The sequence below is a fragment of the Kitasatospora sp. NPDC038210 genome (assembly GCF_055600605.1).
On the sequence record NZ_JBVJYK010000005.1, the window covers coordinates 15,278 to 31,745 of the forward strand.

General features: G+C 77.1%; 12 protein-coding genes. 1 reads left to right on the forward strand and 11 read right to left on the reverse strand.

Features of this window, described 5'->3' with window-relative positions; translation table 11 throughout:
• Positions 1-9: 9 nt before the first annotated feature.
• From ACZ7KX_RS11755 to ACZ7KX_RS11775, 5 genes are all read right to left on the reverse strand, one after another.
• Complete coding sequence (locus ACZ7KX_RS11755; protein WP_396550898.1) at positions 10-912, reverse strand: hypothetical protein; 903 nt, start codon at positions 910-912, stop codon at positions 10-12.
• Between the two features lie 216 nt (positions 913-1,128).
• Positions 1,129-2,148 carry an N-acetylmuramoyl-L-alanine amidase gene (locus ACZ7KX_RS11760; RefSeq protein ID WP_470326323.1) on the reverse strand — a complete coding sequence of 340 codons (1,020 nt, stop codon included), beginning with the start codon at positions 2,146-2,148 and terminating at the stop codon, positions 1,129-1,131.
• 7 nt (positions 2,149-2,155) lie between these two features.
• Positions 2,156-3,355, reverse strand: coding sequence for a hypothetical protein (locus ACZ7KX_RS11765; RefSeq protein WP_470326324.1), 1,200 nt, complete (start codon positions 3,353-3,355; stop codon positions 2,156-2,158).
• A gap of 227 nt (positions 3,356-3,582) precedes the next feature.
• Complete coding sequence (locus ACZ7KX_RS11770; protein ID WP_470326325.1) at positions 3,583-4,236, reverse strand: class I SAM-dependent methyltransferase; 654 nt, start codon at positions 4,234-4,236, stop codon at positions 3,583-3,585.
• A 128-nt stretch (positions 4,237-4,364) separates the two neighbouring features.
• Positions 4,365-4,907: a hypothetical protein gene (locus ACZ7KX_RS11775; protein ID WP_470326326.1), complete on the reverse strand. Its 543-nt coding sequence runs from the start codon at positions 4,905-4,907 to the stop codon at positions 4,365-4,367.
• A gap of 153 nt (positions 4,908-5,060) precedes the next feature.
• On the opposite strand from ACZ7KX_RS11775, the gene ACZ7KX_RS11780 reads away from it, so the two are divergent.
• Complete coding sequence (locus tag ACZ7KX_RS11780; RefSeq protein ID WP_470326327.1) at positions 5,061-6,143, forward strand: alcohol dehydrogenase catalytic domain-containing protein; 1,083 nt, start codon at positions 5,061-5,063, stop codon at positions 6,141-6,143.
• 131 nt (positions 6,144-6,274) lie between these two features.
• On the opposite strand, the gene ACZ7KX_RS11785 is transcribed toward ACZ7KX_RS11780, so the two are convergent.
• The 6 genes from ACZ7KX_RS11785 to lanL form a co-directional block, all read right to left on the reverse strand.
• Positions 6,275-6,448: a hypothetical protein gene (locus ACZ7KX_RS11785; protein WP_350523266.1), complete on the reverse strand. Its 174-nt coding sequence runs from the start codon at positions 6,446-6,448 to the stop codon at positions 6,275-6,277.
• Positions 6,449-6,615: 167 nt separating this feature from the next.
• Positions 6,616-8,565 carry an ATP-binding cassette domain-containing protein gene (locus ACZ7KX_RS11790; RefSeq protein WP_470326328.1) on the reverse strand — a complete coding sequence of 650 codons (1,950 nt, stop codon included), beginning with the start codon at positions 8,563-8,565 and terminating at the stop codon, positions 6,616-6,618.
• Positions 8,566-8,935: 370 nt separating this feature from the next.
• Entirely contained in the window at positions 8,936-10,594 is a 1,659-nt protein-coding gene (locus ACZ7KX_RS11795) for an ATP-binding cassette domain-containing protein (RefSeq protein ID WP_470326329.1), read from the reverse strand.
• A 193-nt stretch (positions 10,595-10,787) separates the two neighbouring features.
• Complete coding sequence (locus tag ACZ7KX_RS11800; RefSeq protein WP_158835523.1) at positions 10,788-10,931, reverse strand: VenA family class IV lanthipeptide; 144 nt, start codon at positions 10,929-10,931, stop codon at positions 10,788-10,790.
• Between the two features lie 150 nt (positions 10,932-11,081).
• Complete coding sequence (locus tag ACZ7KX_RS11805; protein WP_470326330.1) at positions 11,082-13,076, reverse strand: alpha/beta hydrolase family protein; 1,995 nt, start codon at positions 13,074-13,076, stop codon at positions 11,082-11,084.
• The gene (gene lanL / locus ACZ7KX_RS11810) at positions 13,073-16,153 is read right to left on the reverse strand and encodes a class IV lanthionine synthetase LanL (RefSeq protein WP_470326331.1); all 3,081 of its coding nucleotides are present in this window, start codon (positions 16,151-16,153) and stop codon (positions 13,073-13,075) included. The genes ACZ7KX_RS11805 and lanL overlap by 4 nt, the downstream gene beginning before the upstream one ends.
• Between the last annotated feature and the right edge of the window lie 315 nt (positions 16,154-16,468).

The window sequence follows — 16,468 nt, forward strand, 5'->3', positions numbered from 1 at the left end:
TCCGGGACGTCAGCCGCGCTGGATGCCCGTGGTGTCGGTCAGCACGCCCTGGGTGCCGTCCGCCAGCTGCGCGACCAGCGCGGTGCCGCGCTGCTCGACGGCCAGGTACCAGGTGCCGGGCACGACCTCGCCGATCGGGGCGCCGGCCGGGTTGTCCTTCGGGGCCAGCTGGCGCGGGGCCGGGACGGCGAACCAGTACGGCTGGAAGTCCGCAGCAGCCGGGGCGGCCTGCTGCGCGACCGGGGACGGCTGCGGGGCCGGGACGCCGGCGTCCTGCGGCTGGCCGGGCTGCGGCTGGCCGGCGGCCGGGAAGCCGTAGCCGCCCTGGGTGCCGAACGCCGGGTCGTGGCCCTGGGCCGGGTAGCCGTACTGCTGGCCGGGCTGACCGGGCGCACCCGGGTGGCCGGGCTGACCGGGGACCGGGTAGCCGCCCTGGTAGGGGACGGCCGGGCGGTCGGAGGTCAGCGGGGCCTTCAGCGCGGGCACCAGCGGGCCGGCCGCGGCCGCACCGGCGAGCACGATCAGCGAGATGAAGCCGAGCCAGGCGCCGAAGCCGTGGCTGACGCCGTTGCCCGACACACCGCCGCCCAGCGCCCAGATCGAGGTCCACAGTGCGGCGACGGAGAAGGCGATGCCCCACTGGTCCAGGCGCAGACCGAGCACCTGACGGTTGGCCGCGTTCTGACCCTGGAACCGCTGCGCCAGGATCAGCGCCGCGGCGGCGATGCCCAGCAGGTAGATCGAGGGCAGGATGGGGAACAGCTGGGTGCTCCACGCGTTCTGCGAGGCGTCGGGCGGGCAGTACCGGCCGCTGCAGTCCAGGGTCCAGTAGGGCAGGAAGGAGGCGATGAAGAGCAGGACGGCCGCGCCCGCGACGGCGGCGTCTCCCCTGGTGAGAGCGCGCAGATTCACTAACGTTCCCCTCGTTGACGTGTCGTGGACGGTGCTTCGTGCGGTCGGGCTGACCGGCCGAAACTCCCGAACGGACCAGAAGCCTAGGCCCAACCGTCCTGTCGGCGCACGGCGGGACCGGGAATGGGGCGAAGTCGTTGCAAACCGCGCGGGCCGGACGGAACCCCGTCCACCGCGCTGCGCGGCTCAACTCCCGCCACTGGGCCTTCGGATCTTCTATTGAGTCGTCAGGAACGCGGTGAGCGCGTCGGCGATCCCCTGGGCCGCCTGCTGGCGCCACTGAGGGTCCGTCATCCGCTTCGCGTCCGTCGAGTTGCGCATGTTACCGCACTCGATGAACACCTTGGGGACACCGGACAGGTTGAGCCCGCCCAGGTCGGACCGGGTGTCCAGGCCCTGGTTCGCGATGTAGTCCGCGTACGGCTCGCCGGTCGCGGTGTGGAAGTGGTCGCGCAGCAGCAGGCCGAGCCGGTGCGAGGGTTCGACGATCGCGGAGTTGTCCGCCTTCCCGGCCACCACCTTCGCGGGCATGATCACGTGGAACCCGCTGCCGCTCGCCGGGCCGCCGTCCCCGTGCACCGAGACCGCGACGTCGGCATGCGCGTCGGTGCCGGCCCGGGCGCGCTCGTCGATGCACGGGCCCCAGGGGCGGTCGCCGTCCTGCACCAGCACCACCGTGGCGCCCCGGGCGGCCAGGAGGGCGCGGGCCCGGCGGGAGACGTCCAGGGTGTACTCGGCCTCGGTGTAACCGGCGTTGGTCTCGGTCCCGGTGGTGTCGCACTCCTTGCGGGCGTTGCCGATGTCCACCTGACGGTTGATCTCGGCGGAGTGCGCGCCGTTGCCGGGGTTGTGACCGGGGTCGAGGAGGACCGTCCTCCCGGCGAGGCTGCCGGCCGCAGCGGCGGCGCTCTGCGCCGGTGCGGCCGGGGTCGGCACCTGGCTCGGGGCCGCGGTGGGCGCCTCGGCCGCCGGGGCAGCGGAGGTCGGCGCCGGTGCGACGGGCGGGGTGAGCGGCGCCGTGGCGTCGGCGGCGTCCGACGGCGCGCCTGCGGCCTGCGCCGTGTCCGGCGCGGCGGCGGGAGCGGAGGCGGCGGACGTGGCGCCCGCCGGGCCGGAGTGGTCGAGGGCCTGCCAGCCGAACCACCCCGCCGTGCAGAGCGGAACGGCCGCGGCCACCACCGTGGTGACGCGCAGCAGGGTGGAACGGCGGGGCGGTCGGGGGGCTGTGCCGGTCACGGGTGGGTCAGATCCTGTCCTGGGTGAGCGGGGTCAGGCCGTAGCTCTTCGCGATCGGGTTCCACTTGTTCATGAAGTCCGCCTTCGCCTGCGTGGCCTGCGGGTTGAGCTCGTCCGCGTGCTTCTTGTCCTGGGTGGTCGGGGCCCGCCCGGAGCAGCCCTGGGCGGCGACGGTGCGCGCCCAGGCCGCGTACGCCTTGTCTATCTCGGCGGACAGCTGCCACGCCGACTTCAGCGAGTTCAGTGCGTCCGCCCCGCCCGGCACGTCCGTGAGGCTCAGGTTGGCGAGCTTGGCCAGCAGCGCGGTGCGCTGCGCGGCGCCGTTGTCGAAGGTCTGGGCGGCGCTCGCGATGTCGGCCTTCGACGGGCAGCTGCTCACCTTGGCGACGGCGCTGCCGATCGGGGCCTTCGCGTTCTCGCCCTCACTGAGCACGCCGTCCAGCGCCTGCGCCTGGGACTGGGCGTTGGGCCCGGCGCCGGTCGCGGTCGGGGACGGCGCGGCGGTGGGCGGGGCCGGGGCGCTCGCGCCGCCGCTCGGCGCGGCGTCCGTGCCGGCGGGCGCGGGGACGGGCTGCGGAGTGCCGCCACCGGTCGCGGGGGCGGAGGCCGGGGCCGGCGCCGCCTGGCCGGTCTTGTCGTCGCCCCTGGCGGCGAACAGCAGGCCGCCGCCGATCGCCAGCACCAGGAGCAGCGCGAAGCCGATCAGCAGCGGGGCCTTGCGGTTGGTCGGGCGCTCCCCCTGCTCGTCCTCGTACGAGTAGGCGGTCGGATAGTCGGGCGGAGGGCCGGCCGGGTGGCCGGGCTGGGCGCCGTACGGGGGCTGCGGCGGGGCGGCCGGGGGCCCGGGGTAGCCGTAGCCCGGCGGCGGCTGGTGCTGCGCCGTCGCGTGGGCGGGGAAGGGCGAGGCAGCCGGGGGAGCGGCGGGCGGCTGCGGGGCGGCGGCGCGGGGGATCGGGGCGGTCGGCGGGTCGAAGCCGGGCGCGGTCGCCAGGTACGGGCGGGCACCCAGCGGCGGGCCGTGGTCCTCGTCCGAGCCGGGCCCGGCGGGCGGGACGACCCGGTCGAGGCGAGGGTCGACGGGGGCCTGCGGGGCTCCGGGAGCGGGTTCGGCACCGGCCGGGAGCTGCGGGCCGCGCACCCAGCCGCCGGCACCGCCGCGCGCGGTCGGGTCCCAGACCGCCGGAGCGGTGTTCTGCTGGTCCGTCATGTCGCTGCTGGCCCCCACCGTCCGCCGATGCTCTGCCTGGTGCTGCGCGGCCACCGTACCGTTCGAACCCCCGCCCGACAGCCCCGGCACGACGTTAGAGCATCGGCGCGGGGCCGTGGGGCGGCTCGGGGGATCTGCGGCGGCGGGGCCCCGGCGGGGCCGCGGGGAAGGGCCCGCGGGGTCAGCGGGGAAGGACCTGCGGGGTCAGCGGGGAAGGGCCCGCGGGGTCAGCGGGCGGAGCGGCGCAGGACGCGCAGCGAACCGGTCACCGAGACCTCCTCGAAGCCCTCGGCGAGCGCCCGCAGGTACACCCGGTACGGGGCCTGGCCGCCGTCCGCGGGGTCCGGGAAGACGTCGTGCACCACCAGCAGGCCCTCCGGGGCCAGGTGCGGCACCCAGCCCTCGTAGTCGCCGGTCGCGTGCTCGTCGGTGTGCCCGCCGTCGATGAACACCAGGCCCAGCGGGCGCCCCCAGAGCGCGGCGATCCGCGGCGAGCGGCCGACCAGCGCCACCACGTGCTCCTCCAGCCCGGCGGCGTGCAGGGTGCGGCGGAACCGGGGCAGGGTATCCATCAGGCCGACCTCCGGGTCGACCAGGGTCGCGTCGTGGTACTCCCAGCCGGGCTGCTGCTCCTCCGAGCCGCGGTGGTGGTCCACGGTCAGCGCGAGCGTCCCGGTCTCGCGGGCCGCGGCCGCCAGCAGGATCGCCGAGCGTCCGCAGTAGGTGCCGATCTCCAGCACGGGCAGGGCGGTGTCGCGGGCCGCGGCCACCGCCGCCGCGTACAGCGCGAGTCCCTCGTCCACCGGCATGAACCCGGTGGCCGCCTCGAACGCCGCCAGCACCTCGGGCGCCGGGCGGGCGCTCTGCAGCAGGTCGGACATGCGGTGCTCCTCGGGTCGGATCAGGGGACGGGCGTGCTGGGACCTTACTCGACGGTAGCGCCGGTGGCGTCGGCGGGCCGTCCGGTCCGGGCCCGGGCCGCGGGCGACGGCCCGGCCCCCGGACGGGCTCAGCCCGCGAGCAGCCCGGCCGCGATCCGCGCGCGGTGCGGGGCGAGCTCGGCGGCCACCCGGTCCGCCAGCCCGTAGAGCGCGGGTGCCCGCCCGCGGTCGAGGACGTCCTCGCCGCGCGGCACCCGGCCCAGCCGCGGCCGCAGGGCGAGGGCGATCACCAGGACGACCGCACCCGCGCAGCGCTGCAGGATGGTGCCGGCGATGACCAGCCAGACCCCCAGGCAGCACAGGGCGAGGGTGACGAGGTGGATCAGCCCGGCCGCGAGGGAGGCCGGCAGCCAGTCGCGCCGCGCGGTGGGGGACGGCCTGCCTCCGAGCTGGTCCTCGAACAGCCGGTCGGAGCGGGCGGCGGCGGCCCGCTCGCGCCGGGTGGGTTCCGGGGCGGCGTCCTCACCGGGGACGAGGTTCCAGTCACAGCCCGGGCACCAGGCGGTGAAGCGCGGGTCGGAAGTCGGCTCGGCGTCGCACCGGGGGCACGGCGCCCCGTGGCCGGTTCGGTCGGACGGTATTCGGGTGGGATTCGGCACGTCGGTGATCACGACGTGGTCCCGTGGTGGACGGGCAGCGAATTTCCACAGTTCTGCCGCACCGTTGTTGTGGAACCCGTCCTCCTGATGTTGCGGAGGTCATGCCACAATCGCCCCGTCCGAGGATCCACTCCGTGTCATCCGATGCATACAGGGAGCAGCACCATGCGCGCAGCCGTCCTGCACAAGACCGGCCAGGACACCCTCGACGTCCGCGAGGACGTGACCGCGGTCGGCTTCAGAAGAGGCAGTGTCCGGGTCCGGATGCGCGCCGCCAGCCTCTGCCACTCCGACCTCTCCGCGATGAGCGGGGTCCTGCCGCAGCCCGCGCCGTTCGTCCCCGGGCACGAGGGCGCGGGCGACGTCGTCGAGGTCGGCGAGGGCGTGACCGGCCTGCGCGTCGGCGACCGCGTGGTGCTCTGCTGGATGGCCCCCTGCGGCAGCTGCGACCACTGCGTGCGGGACCGCGGCCACCTCTGCGTCGCCAGCCTGCGCCGGCTCGGCGCCCCGGGCTTCCGCATCGAGGAGGGCGGCGTCATCGCCTCCGGCTTCTACGGCACGGGCGCCTTCGCCGACGAGGTCGTGGTCTCCGCCAACGCCCTCATCAAGGTTCCCGCCGACCTCCCGTACGAGGCCGCCGCGCTGATCGGCTGCGGGGTGACCACGGGCATAGGCGCGGCGGTGAACACCGCCGAGGTCGAGCCCGGGGCGTCCGTCGCGGTCATCGGGGCGGGCGGAGTCGGCGTCGCCACCGTGCAGGGCGCCCGGGTCTGCGGCGCCGGCCGGATCACCGTCGTCGACCCGGTCGCCTCCCGCCGTGAGCGCGCCCTCGCCTTCGGCGCGACCGAGGCGATCGCCCCCGAGGACCTGAAGGCGGTGGCGAAGAAGCTGCCCGGCGGCGGCTTCGACTACGTCTTCGAGGCGGTCGGCCGCGCGGCCACCGTCCGGGCCGGCTACGACGCCGCCCGGCGCGGCGGCGCGGTGGTCGTCATCGGCGCGGGCGCCCAGGACGACCTGGCGCAGTTCACCATGGGCGAGCTGTTCTTCAACGAGAAGCGCCTGCTGCCCTCGCTGTACGGCGGCGCGACCGTCGGGCGCACCATCGCGCTGGTCGTGGACCTCTGGCGGTCCGGGCGGATCGACCTCGACGGCATGATCACCCACCGGGTCGGCCTGGCGGACGTCAACGACGCGATCGCGCAGATGCGCAGCGGCGAGGCCCTGCGGACCGTCGTGACGATGGACTGACGTCCCCACGTTCCGATGTCCTGATGCGTCCTGGTGCGCTGAGGGTCCGGCGCCTCGGCGCCCGCACGGACGAGGGCCCGCCGAGGGGAGCGTTGCTCCCTCGGCGGGCCCTTTCGCGTGGTGCGGGTGGATCAGCCCTGTGCCGCCGCCGCGCGGTGGCGGCCGTGCGGGTCGGACTCCGGGGTGTCGTCGGCGGCGGAACGGCCGCGGTGGCGGCCGTGCGCGGCGGTGTCCTCGGCCGTCTTCTCGTCGGCGTCGGTCCCGTTGGCCGCGGGTCCGGTGGTGTCGGTGAGGGTGTCGGACATGAGAAATCGTCTTTTCCGTGCGGAGGGTGCAGGTCATCGGCGCCCGGCCGGCGCCGCTGGCGCACGGTCGGGGCCCCGATCGGGCGCTCGGTACGCGCCCGTAGCCGGTGATCGCGGCCCGTGCCCCGGCCACCATAACGGCCGGAACGGACGAGATCCTATCGAGATCATGACGCGAGCCCCGGGCTGGTCCGGGGCGCCGAACCGAGCCAGTGACCGACCAGCTCGCGGTAGAGCCGGGACAGCACCTGCAGATCGCCGTGCCGTGCCAGCAGGCCGCGCCCGCCGTCCAGCAGCAGCACCCGGTCCGCCCGCACCGCGGAACTGATGCGGTGTGCGACGACCACCAGCGTCCCCGGGCGGGCGGCGAAGGCCCGCTCGACCCGCTCCTCCGCGACCGGGTCCAGGTGGCAGGTCGCCTCGTCCAGCACGACGACCGGGGCGGGCGACAGGTACGCCCGCACCAGCGCCAGCAACTGGCGTTCACCTGCGGAGAGTTCACTCGGATCGAGTAGCGCGGCGCCCGGCCCGCCGAGGCGCGCCACCAGCCCCTCCGCGCCCAGCAGCGCCACGGCCGCGGCCAGCCGGTCGTCGGTGACGTCCGGAGCGAGCCAGGCCAGGTTCTCCCGCACCGAGCCCGGGAACACGTACGCCTCCTGCGGGACCAGCGCCACCGGCCCGCCCGGCTCCGGCCGCACCCCGCCGACCGCGACCCACCCGGCCGTCGGCACCACCACCCCGGCCAGCAGCGCCGCCAGCGTCGACTTGCCCGCCCCGCTGGGACCGACCACCGCCACGTGCTCGCCGGCCCGGACGGCGACGTCGATCCCGTCCAGCACCGGCACCGCACCCTCGCCGTGCCCGAACCGGACGCCGGCCAGCCGGACGTCGGGGGCACTGCCCGCGGGACCGGGCCGGTGGGGACGCCCCGGGGCGGTGGCGGGTGCTGCGCCCGGGGCGGGCCCGACGGGGGCGTGGGCGTCGTGCTCGGGCTCGGGCCTGCCCGGTGGTGGTTCGGGTGTCGGGGCCGCGGGCGACCGGCTAGGCCCGGCTGCGTCCGTGGCTGCCGTACGGCGGTGCGCTGTGGGCGCCGCGCCGCCCGGGGCCCGGTCGGAGGTGGTGGCGGTGCACCGGACGCCGGTGTACCGGTCGTCGGTGTACCGGTCGTCGCTGTCATCCCGGGGGTCGGGCGCGAGGGGGTGTGCGGTGGCGGCGGTGGCTCGGTCGTCGTCGTGGGGCCGGTCGGCGGTCGTCGTCGTGGCCAGGCGGTCGAGGACCACGGCCAGGTCGAGCAGCCAGCCGCCGACCGTACCGGCGAGGGTCCGGACGGCCGGGTCGAGTTGCTGGACCACGTAGGTGGCGACGCCGAGCAGTTCGCCCGGGGTGAGGGCCCGGTGCGCGAGCAGCCAGGGAGCCGCCACGAGGACGGCGAGGACCGGCAGCCGCCCGCCGACCGCCACGACGAGCGCGCGCAGTGCCGATGCCCGGCCGAGTGCCCGGGAGGCGGCGGCGCTCGCGTCGGCCGCTCCGAGCAGTGCCCGGGCGACCTCGTCGCCGGTGCCGGTGGCCTGGACGTCGCGCAGCCCGTGCAGCGCGCGTCCGGCCTCGGCGGCGAGTCGTTCCTCGGCCAGCACCACCGCCCGCCTCCGCGCCACCATCGGGCGCAGCAGCCGGACGAAGAGCAGTCCGGAGACGGCCAGCGGCAGCAGGACCAGCGGCAGTACGGCGGGCGCGAGCAGCGTCAGTCCGATCAGTGCGGCGACCAGGGTGACCCCGACGCCGCGCAGGGTGCGGAGCAGGGTGGCGGTCAACTGCCGTGCGGATTCGACCTGTTCGGTGAGCCGTGCGATGTCGGCCGGATCCGCGGTCGGGCGCGTGAGCGCCCGGCGGACCACCCGCTCGACCAGGGCGTCCCGCAGCGGCTCCACCACGGCGGCGAGGTGCGGGAAGCCGGCCCGCGTCGCGAACGCCCGGACGGCCATGGCGGCGCCGAACCCTCCCGACCAGGCGAGCCCGACGCCGGGGCGTCCGGCCAGGAACCCCTCGTCGACGGCGGCCGAGACGAACAGTCCGGACACCAGCGGCGGCAGGGCCTCCACCCCGGACCACGCGAGCATCCGCACCAGCGGCCCGCGAGTGGCCGCCAGTTGCCGGAACAGCAGCCCCCAACCGGGCGGGGCGTCGGGCGTGGAACGTCGGCCCCGCCGACTTCCGGCGCGGGCGCGGGCGGGCGCCTTCGGCGCCGGGCTGTCCGTGCGTCCGGACGGACGGCGGTGCGCGCGGCGGTGCCGGTGCGGCGCGGTGGCGGGGCCCCGCGGCGTGGAAAGTCGATGTCGCCGACTTCCTGTGGAGGGGAGCGAGGTGGGCTGCATGGCTGGTCGGCTGAACCGGCTTTCTGTGAGAGGGACGGCCCGGCTGGCGCGAACGCGGAGCGGGAACGGCGAACCGACGTGGGAAGTCGGACCCGCCGACTTCCCACGCGGGCCGTCACCCGGCGGCAGCGGCCCGCAGGGCGGTGTCGGCGAGGGTGGCGCGGTAGTCGGGGTGGGTGAGCAGGGTGGTGTGCGGGGCCAGGGCGCGGAGGCGGCCGGCGTCGAGCCAGGCGACGAGGTCGGCACGGGCGGCGACGGCGGCCCGGTGGGCGACCACCAGCCGGGTGCGGCCGTGGGTGGCGCGGTCGAGGGCTTCGGTGACCTCGTACTCGGTGGCGAGGTCGAGGCCCGAGGTCGCGTCGTCCAGCACCACCACCCGGGCGGGCCGGGCCAGCAGCCGGGCGAGCCCGAGGCGCTGCAACTCGCCTCCGGAGAGCCGGAGTTCGTCGAGCGGGGTGTCCCAGCCGGACGGCAGCCGCCGCAGGAAGCCGTCCGCTCGGGCGGCCCCCGCCTCGGTCGGGCCGGCGCCGGCCAGCGCGTCGCGCACGGTGCGGCCGACCAGCGCGGGCCGGGCGAAGGCGTAGCCGACCGCGTGCCGCAGTTCGGTCGGCGCGAGGGTGCCGACGGGGACACCGTCGATCAGGACGGTGCCCTCGTCGGGGTCGCGCAGTCGCCCGGGGAGCGCGGCCAGCAGCGACTTGCCGGAGCCGGAGCGCCCGACCAGGGCAATCGTGCGGCCGCCGGGGACGGTGAGGTCGAGCGGCCCGAGCAGCACCCGGTCGCCGTCGCGCACCACCACGCCCCGCAGTTCGACCTGCCCGGGGCCACCCGCCGGGAGCGCGCCCGCACCGCAGGGGGCGGGCGTGAGCGCCAGCAGCTCGTCGACCCGGGCCTGCCCGGCGCGCGCGTGGGCGACCCCGACCAGCGCCTCGACCTGCTCGAACAGTCCCGCGCCGAGTGCCGCCCAGCCGGCCGCCGCTGCGAGCGCGCCGGGGGCGAGGGTGCCGTCGGCGAGCAGGGCGCCGGCGGTGGTGAGCACCGAGACCTCGACCAGGGCGATCAGCAGGGTCGCCTGCCAGGCGGTGCGTCGCTGGGCCGCCCAGAGCGCGTGCCCGGCCGCCGAGAGCTCCGGAAGCGGCGCCAACACCCGGGTGGCCTCGCGTTGTTGGGCTCCGGCGGCGTGGATGCTGCGCAGCCCGCCGAGGGCGTCGCCCAGTCGGGCGGTGAGGACGGCCTGGACTTCCTGGTAGCGGGCGAACGCCGGCCCGGCCTGCCGCAGGAAGAGCCGGATCAGCACCACCCCGGGCACCACGCCCGCGAAGAAGGCGAGCGCCAGCCACGGTGACAGCGCCCCGAGTCCGACGATCGCGCCGACCGAGGTGAACAGCGCGGTGGCGGCGCCGAGGACGGCGGGCAGTCGTCCGCCCGCGGCGCCGGCCGAGCCCAGCAGGCGGGCGGCGAGGTCGCCGGGCGGTGGTCCGCCGTGCAGCCGGCCGCCGGGCCCGAGGGCGAACAGGTGGCGGACGAGGCGACCGCGCAGGGCGGCGGCGGCCTCGGCGGAGCAGGCCGGTCCGGCCGCCGCGGCGGTCGCGTCGGCGGCGGCGGCCGTGCCCAGGACGAGGGCGAGCAGCAGGAGGGCGCCGGGTCCGGAGCGGCGGCCGAGGGCGGCGTCGACGGCGCCGGCGAGTATGGCGGGGAGCGCGAGCGTGGTGGCGGCCCCGGTCGGCAGGGCGAGGCCGAGGGCGAGGGTCCAGCCGGTGGGGCGGCGGGGCAACCGGGGGCTCCCGTCGGAGAGTCGGAGAGTCGGAGACGGCGTGGCGGAAACGGGGCGTCGGAACGGCGGCAAGCCCGCCGGAGGCAGGCGCGAGGTCGGCCGGAAGAGGGCGGGTGCCGCCCCCGCCTGTCCGGACAGGCAGGAGCGGCACCGGGTGACTACCGCCCGATCGGCGGTCGGCCGAGCCGCCGGGTCAGCTGACCGTGAACAGCAGGCAGGTCAGGATGAGACAGGTGTACTGGCAGCCGTTGCCGTGGCCGGTCAGCTCGACGGACTCGGTCTCCGGCAGGTCCTGCAGAGCCGCGAGGTCGGTCTCGAAGTCCACCGTGTTCTCCATGTTCGTTTCCTCCCCTTGAGGTCACGCCCGCCGCGATCTGCACGCGGGCGTCGGGTATCGCCCCCGGACGGCCTCCATCCACCGTGCCGGGGGTGTGCCCCGGGCCTCGGCGGGCCCGGGAGTCTGTGGGGTGCGGGGGTGCGGGGCGGCTCAGCCCGGCCGGCCGGTCCGCAGGAACGCGGCCAGCAGCTCGTGGAGCACGGCGGCGCCCTCCTCGGCGAGCACCTCGTGCCCGGAGCCGGCCGCCTCGACGTACCGGAAGTCCTCGCCCTCGATCCGGCCGATCCGCAGCAACTCGTGCCGCAGCGAACGGGATTGGCTGACCGGGACGACCTCGTCCCGGTTGCCGTGCACCACCAGGAGCGGTGCGCTCACCCGATGCGCGAGCTGCAGTACGTCGCGCGGGCCGCGGGCGTCGGCGATCGGTTCGCCGCCGCCCAGCCGGGTGGTCAACGCCCGTACGGGGGGCGCGGCTTCGGCCAGCAGTCGGGCGCCGGACAGGAACGGGGCGACCACCGCGCAGCGGGCGACCTGGTCCGCCGGTGCGTGCGCGGCCGCCAGCAGCGCCAGGAACGCGCCGTAGCTGACCCCGAACAGGGCGGGCGGCTCCAGGCCGAGTGCCGCCCGCTGGCCGGCGATGCCGTCCAGCAGGTATAGCACGTCGTCCAGGTCGGGTCCGCCCCAGGCGCCCCGGATGGCCAGCGCGTGCGCCACGCCGTAACCCGTGGAGCCGCGCTGGTTGGGGGCGACCACCGCCAGGCCCTCGGCGGCCATCCGCTGCAGCGCCGGGTCGAACTCCAGCCGCCAGGCGTCGGCCGGGCCGCCGTGCAGCGCCAGCACCAGGTGCGGGCTGCTCAGCCAGGCGTCGCCGCCGTACACCACGGCCTCCAACGGGCCGGCCGGGCCCGCCAGTTCGAGGCTCTGCGCGGGCTGCCAGCGGCCGCCCTCGCCGGGCGGGGTGCTGCCGTCCAGTCGCCAGCCGGGCGGCGGGGTCCGGTCGGTGCGCACCTCGCCGGGCTGCCAGGGCAGTACGGTGTCCCGCCACGGACCGGGCAATCCCGAGGCCAGCGGCGCGAGTTGCAGCGGCAGCGGCATCGGGCCGGTGCCGTTCGGCACCGGGCCGTGCGCCAGCAGCGCGTCGACGTCCAGGGTGGCCAGGGCCGTCGGGTGGTCGGGCGAGGAGTACGGCAGCCGCAGCCCCGCCGCGTCCCAGTGCCCGACCGCGCCGAGCCGCCCGGGCGGCACCGGCACCGGGTCCAGCCGCCCCGTGGCCGGCCGCCACAGGGCGAGCGCGGACCCGGCGCCGTGGTCGATCTGCACGGCGACCCGGGGGCCGTCCGCCGCCCGGTGAAGGGCGACCGGCCGCAGGAACATGCCGGCGACGTGCAGGCACTCGGGGAACCGCAGCGGCTCGCCGCCGCCGAGGACGCCCCAGCCGAGCCGGTCGCTGCCGGGGGCGTCGCTGCGCACCATCGCGAACCGGCTGTCCGGGTCGAACAGCACCAGGCGGTCGTTGCTGCGCTCGCCGATCTCCAGCAGCGGGGTGGTGGTGCCGCTGCGCAGGTCGAGGACCACGCTGCGGACCAGGCCCGCGTTCACCCGGTCCAGGGCGAGCAGCGCGCCGGTGCGGTCCAGCCAGGTGCCGCCGCCGTGCAAGCCCGGGATCTCGGCGACCGGTTCGGGCGCGCTGCCGTCCGCCCGCACCAGCCAGGCGGTGGTCGCCGGGCGGGTGTCGGTGCCGAGGGCGACCGCCACCGGGGTCCGGGGGCCGAGGCCGTCGGGTGGCACGGGGAGTGGCAGCAGGCGCAGCCCGGCCATCCGGAGGGAGGCCAGCGGCTGTTCCACGGTGGCGGGTTCGCCGTGGTGGAGGCGGAGCAGGTCGTGTCGGTCGCCGTCGTGTCGGCAGACCAGTACCGAGCCGTCCGGCAGGGCGACCAGCTGGGAGCGCAGACTCTCCGAGCGGTTGCCGGACAGTGGCAGCGGTAGCGGCGCGGCCGGTGTGCCGTCCTGTGGCAGCGGCCAACTCTCCACGTACCAACCGCTGTCGGCGGACGCGGCCAGGCAGGCGGCGTGGCTGCCGTCGGCGGCGAAGGCGAAGCTCAGCCGGCGCAGGGCCTGGGTCACGGTCCGGGTGGCCACGTTCATGCTCCGCTCACCCCGCTTCCACCGGGCGGGAGTCCGGGTGGGAGTCCGGGCGGGGCCGGGTCCAGCCAGAGCCGGGGGCCGCCGTGGCGCAGTCGCAGCAGGAAGGCCAACGGGCCTGCCGTGCCGGTTCCGTAGGCGGGGGCGCAGCCGGTGCCGGTCTCGTCCGGGAGGACCAGGAGGCCGTCGCGCAGGGCTGCCCGGGTGGCCAGGAGGGTGGCCACTTGCTCGGCGCCGGTGCGGAACTCGGCCTCGCCGGTGGCCTCGGCGAGGTCCAGCAGGTACTCGCCGTCGCCGGCCAGCCCGTGGCAGGCGCTCGCCCCGCCGTGCCAGCGGGCGGCGAGTACGGCGCGGCCGGCGGCGCGGGCCAGGTCGAGCGCCTCGGTGTCGCCGGTGGCGCGCCAGAGCCGCAGCAGGAAGCTGCCCGCGCCGGAGGAACCGCTGCACCAGTGGGCGAGCCGGATGTGCGCCGGATCGCCGGCGCTCTGCGGCCACCAGGCGGTCCCGCGGTCGGCAGCAGCCCGTCCGCCGCTCCGCCCGTCCTCGCCGTCCGGGCCCGAGCCCCAGCGGACGGTGGCGGCGAGCGTGCGCCCGGCCTCGGCGGCGCCGGCGAGCAGGGCGTCGTCGCCGGTGGCCCCGGCGGTGGCCAGGAGGAAGGCGCCCACGCCCGCCACGCCGTGGGCGAAGCCGAGGTGGGTGATCCCGGCGAGCGCCGAGTCGAAGTCCGCCGGTACCGGCCAGACCGTCCCGTACGGTTCGCGGCGGGCGGCGGCGAGCAGTGCGTGGGCGCCGCGGGCGGCCCGGTCGAGGAAGCCGGCGGTGTCCGGGCCGGGGGCGTGGGCGCCGGGAGCACCGACGGCGGCAGCGCCGAAGTTCTCTGCGGCGAAGCGCAGTCGGGTGAATCCGGCGCCGGCCGCACCGTGGCAGACGTCGGGGTTGGGCCATTCGACCGCGATCCGGTGGGCGAGCCCGGCGGCGCGGTCGGCGAGTGCGGCGTCGCCCAGCACCCGGGCGGCGTCCAGCAGTGCCCAGGCCGTCCCGGAGCGCCCGAAGTGCAGCCCGGGCAGCACCACCGGCTCGGCGGCGACGCGCCGTTCGATCCAGTCGGCCGCGGTCCGGGCCGTCCGTGCGGCGTCCGTGCGGACGGCCTCCGGCAGCCCGTCGGCCGCGACCGCCCGTGCCAGGACGGCCAGCACCCCGGCGGCGCCGTGCTGGACGTTGCACGGGTCGGTCCGCTCGCCGGCGGGCACCACCGGCCAGAGTCGGTCCCGTCGCTCCGGGGTGGCGGTCGCGGCGATGTGCCGCAGGCCGTCGCCCAGGAGCCGGTCACCCACGAGGCGGTCACCCCGCGGACCGTCGCCCAGCAGGTGGTCGCGGCGGGCGGTGTCGCCGCGTGCCGGGCCGGTGCCCGGTCGGGCGGGCGCGTGCCACAGGGGCGTGACCAGGGCGGGCCGCGCGGCGCGGCCGGCGGCGGAGTCCTGCGGCGCCGCGCCCTCGCGCAGCGCCTCCCGCACCCGGGTGATCGCCCACCGCTGCTCCGGATCGTCGGCCCGCAGCCCGAGGACGGCCGGTGCCAGGCGGCGCGCGGTGGTTCCCGTCCGCGCGGCGAGGACGAGCCAGCGGCCGAGGCGTTCGGCGACCGGGCGGGCCTGCGGGAGGTCCTCCGGCAGGAGGGGGTCGTGGCCGGTGGCCAGCAGGAAGAGCAGGCCGCCGAGGGCGTACAGGTCGACGGCCGGGTCGGCGACGCAGCTGCCGGCGGGGGCCAGGCGGCCGGGTCCGTGCTCGGGGGCGCGGTAGCCGGGGGTGCCCGCCGATCCGGCGGTCCGGCCGGCCTCGGCGGCGAGTTCGAGGTCGACCAGGCGCAGGGTGCCGTCCGGGCGGACCATGACGTTGCCGGGGGAGAGGTCGCGCAGCACCAGGCCCTGGGCGTGCACCCGCTCGACCAGGTCGAGGAGGGCGTGCGCGACCGGTCCGGCCTCGGTCCAGTCGACGTCGGGGCTGCCGTCGCGGCGCAGCCGGGCGGCGACCCAGCTGCTCAGCGGCTGTCCGGCGATTCGTTCCTGCACCAGGAAGACGGAGTCGTCCTGTTCGATCAGTTCGACGGCGCGCGGTGCCAGGTCCTGCCCGGTCAGGCGGTCGAGCAGCGCGGCCTCGTGCCGCAGCGCGTCGCGGGCGTCGGTGCCCGCGCGGTCGACCTCGATGTGCGCCCGGGCCTGCTTGACCACGACCTCGGCGCCGCTGGACGCCTCCCGCCCGAGGAACACCCCGCCCTTGGCGCCGTGCCGCACGGCGGCGGTCACCGCGTACCGCCCGGCCAGCAGCACGCCGCTCCTCCGCCTCCCGCCCCCGGCGGCTTCGGAGCGCGGCGCCGGCTCGGGCCGCGGAGTCGCTCCGGACTGCGCCGCCGCTTCGGACCGCGCCGCCGCCCCGCTGCGCAGTGGGTCCCGCACCCAGCCCGGCGCCCGGTACGACCCGCCGCGCACGTCCTCGGCCCGCTCCCCACCGGGCCCGCGCAGCACGGACCGGTACTCCCCGTCGTTGCCGAGCTCCGCCGGCAGCGCGAACGCGCCGTACCGGTAGTGCACCCGGCTCCCGGGCCGGTACGGTCGGTCGGAGAGCACCACCGGCCCCGGCAGCCCGGCGGTGGCCCGGTCGAGCTCGGCCGCCAGCCGCTGGAACTGCGCGTCGCCCGCCGGGTAGACGGTGATGAACTTGCCCGCCGAACCGCGGTCACTGTTGCGGGAGTTGAGTTCTCTCAGCCGCTCCTGCGCGGCGGCGAACTTGAAGCTGCACGGGTCCTCGGCGAGTATCCGGACGACCGCCGTGAGCACCTCCTCGCCGGCCATCGACGCCGCGCTGACGTGGAGCTTCCACCCCTGCTCGGGCAGGGGAGAGGACGCGGACGGCCTGGCCGTGCACCAGAAGCCGCCGACGGTGACGTCCCAGTCGCCGTCGCCTCCCCGGCCTCCGGCGCCGGCCAGCGCCGCCCGCGTCGTCTCGGGCCACGAACCGCCCGCATCCGGTTCGCGGCGCGCCGGTCCCCGGCCCCCAGCAGCACGCAGCGATGTGCCCGCGCTCATTCGCCACCACATCCCTTCGTCGGTTGCTGCCCCTCCAGGGGCGGTGAGGACGACGCCTCGGCGGGGCCAGGGGGCCCGCGCCGGCGGGGTGCCCGCCCCGCCGGCCCGCCGGGGCGACTGGGGCAACTCCCGTTCGCAGGACTGAAGTTAGTTTCGAGAAAACCGGCGGCTCAACGCACAGCCGGTCACTTCACTCGTAAGGGTGATCCAGGGGCGGTTTCGAATTCGTACGAGAGCCCTGGTGTGTGCAGCGGGCGCCGGGCGTGCGGGTGCGCACGGCCCGCGCGGGGCTGTCCGGGCGCCCCCCGGCGCAGG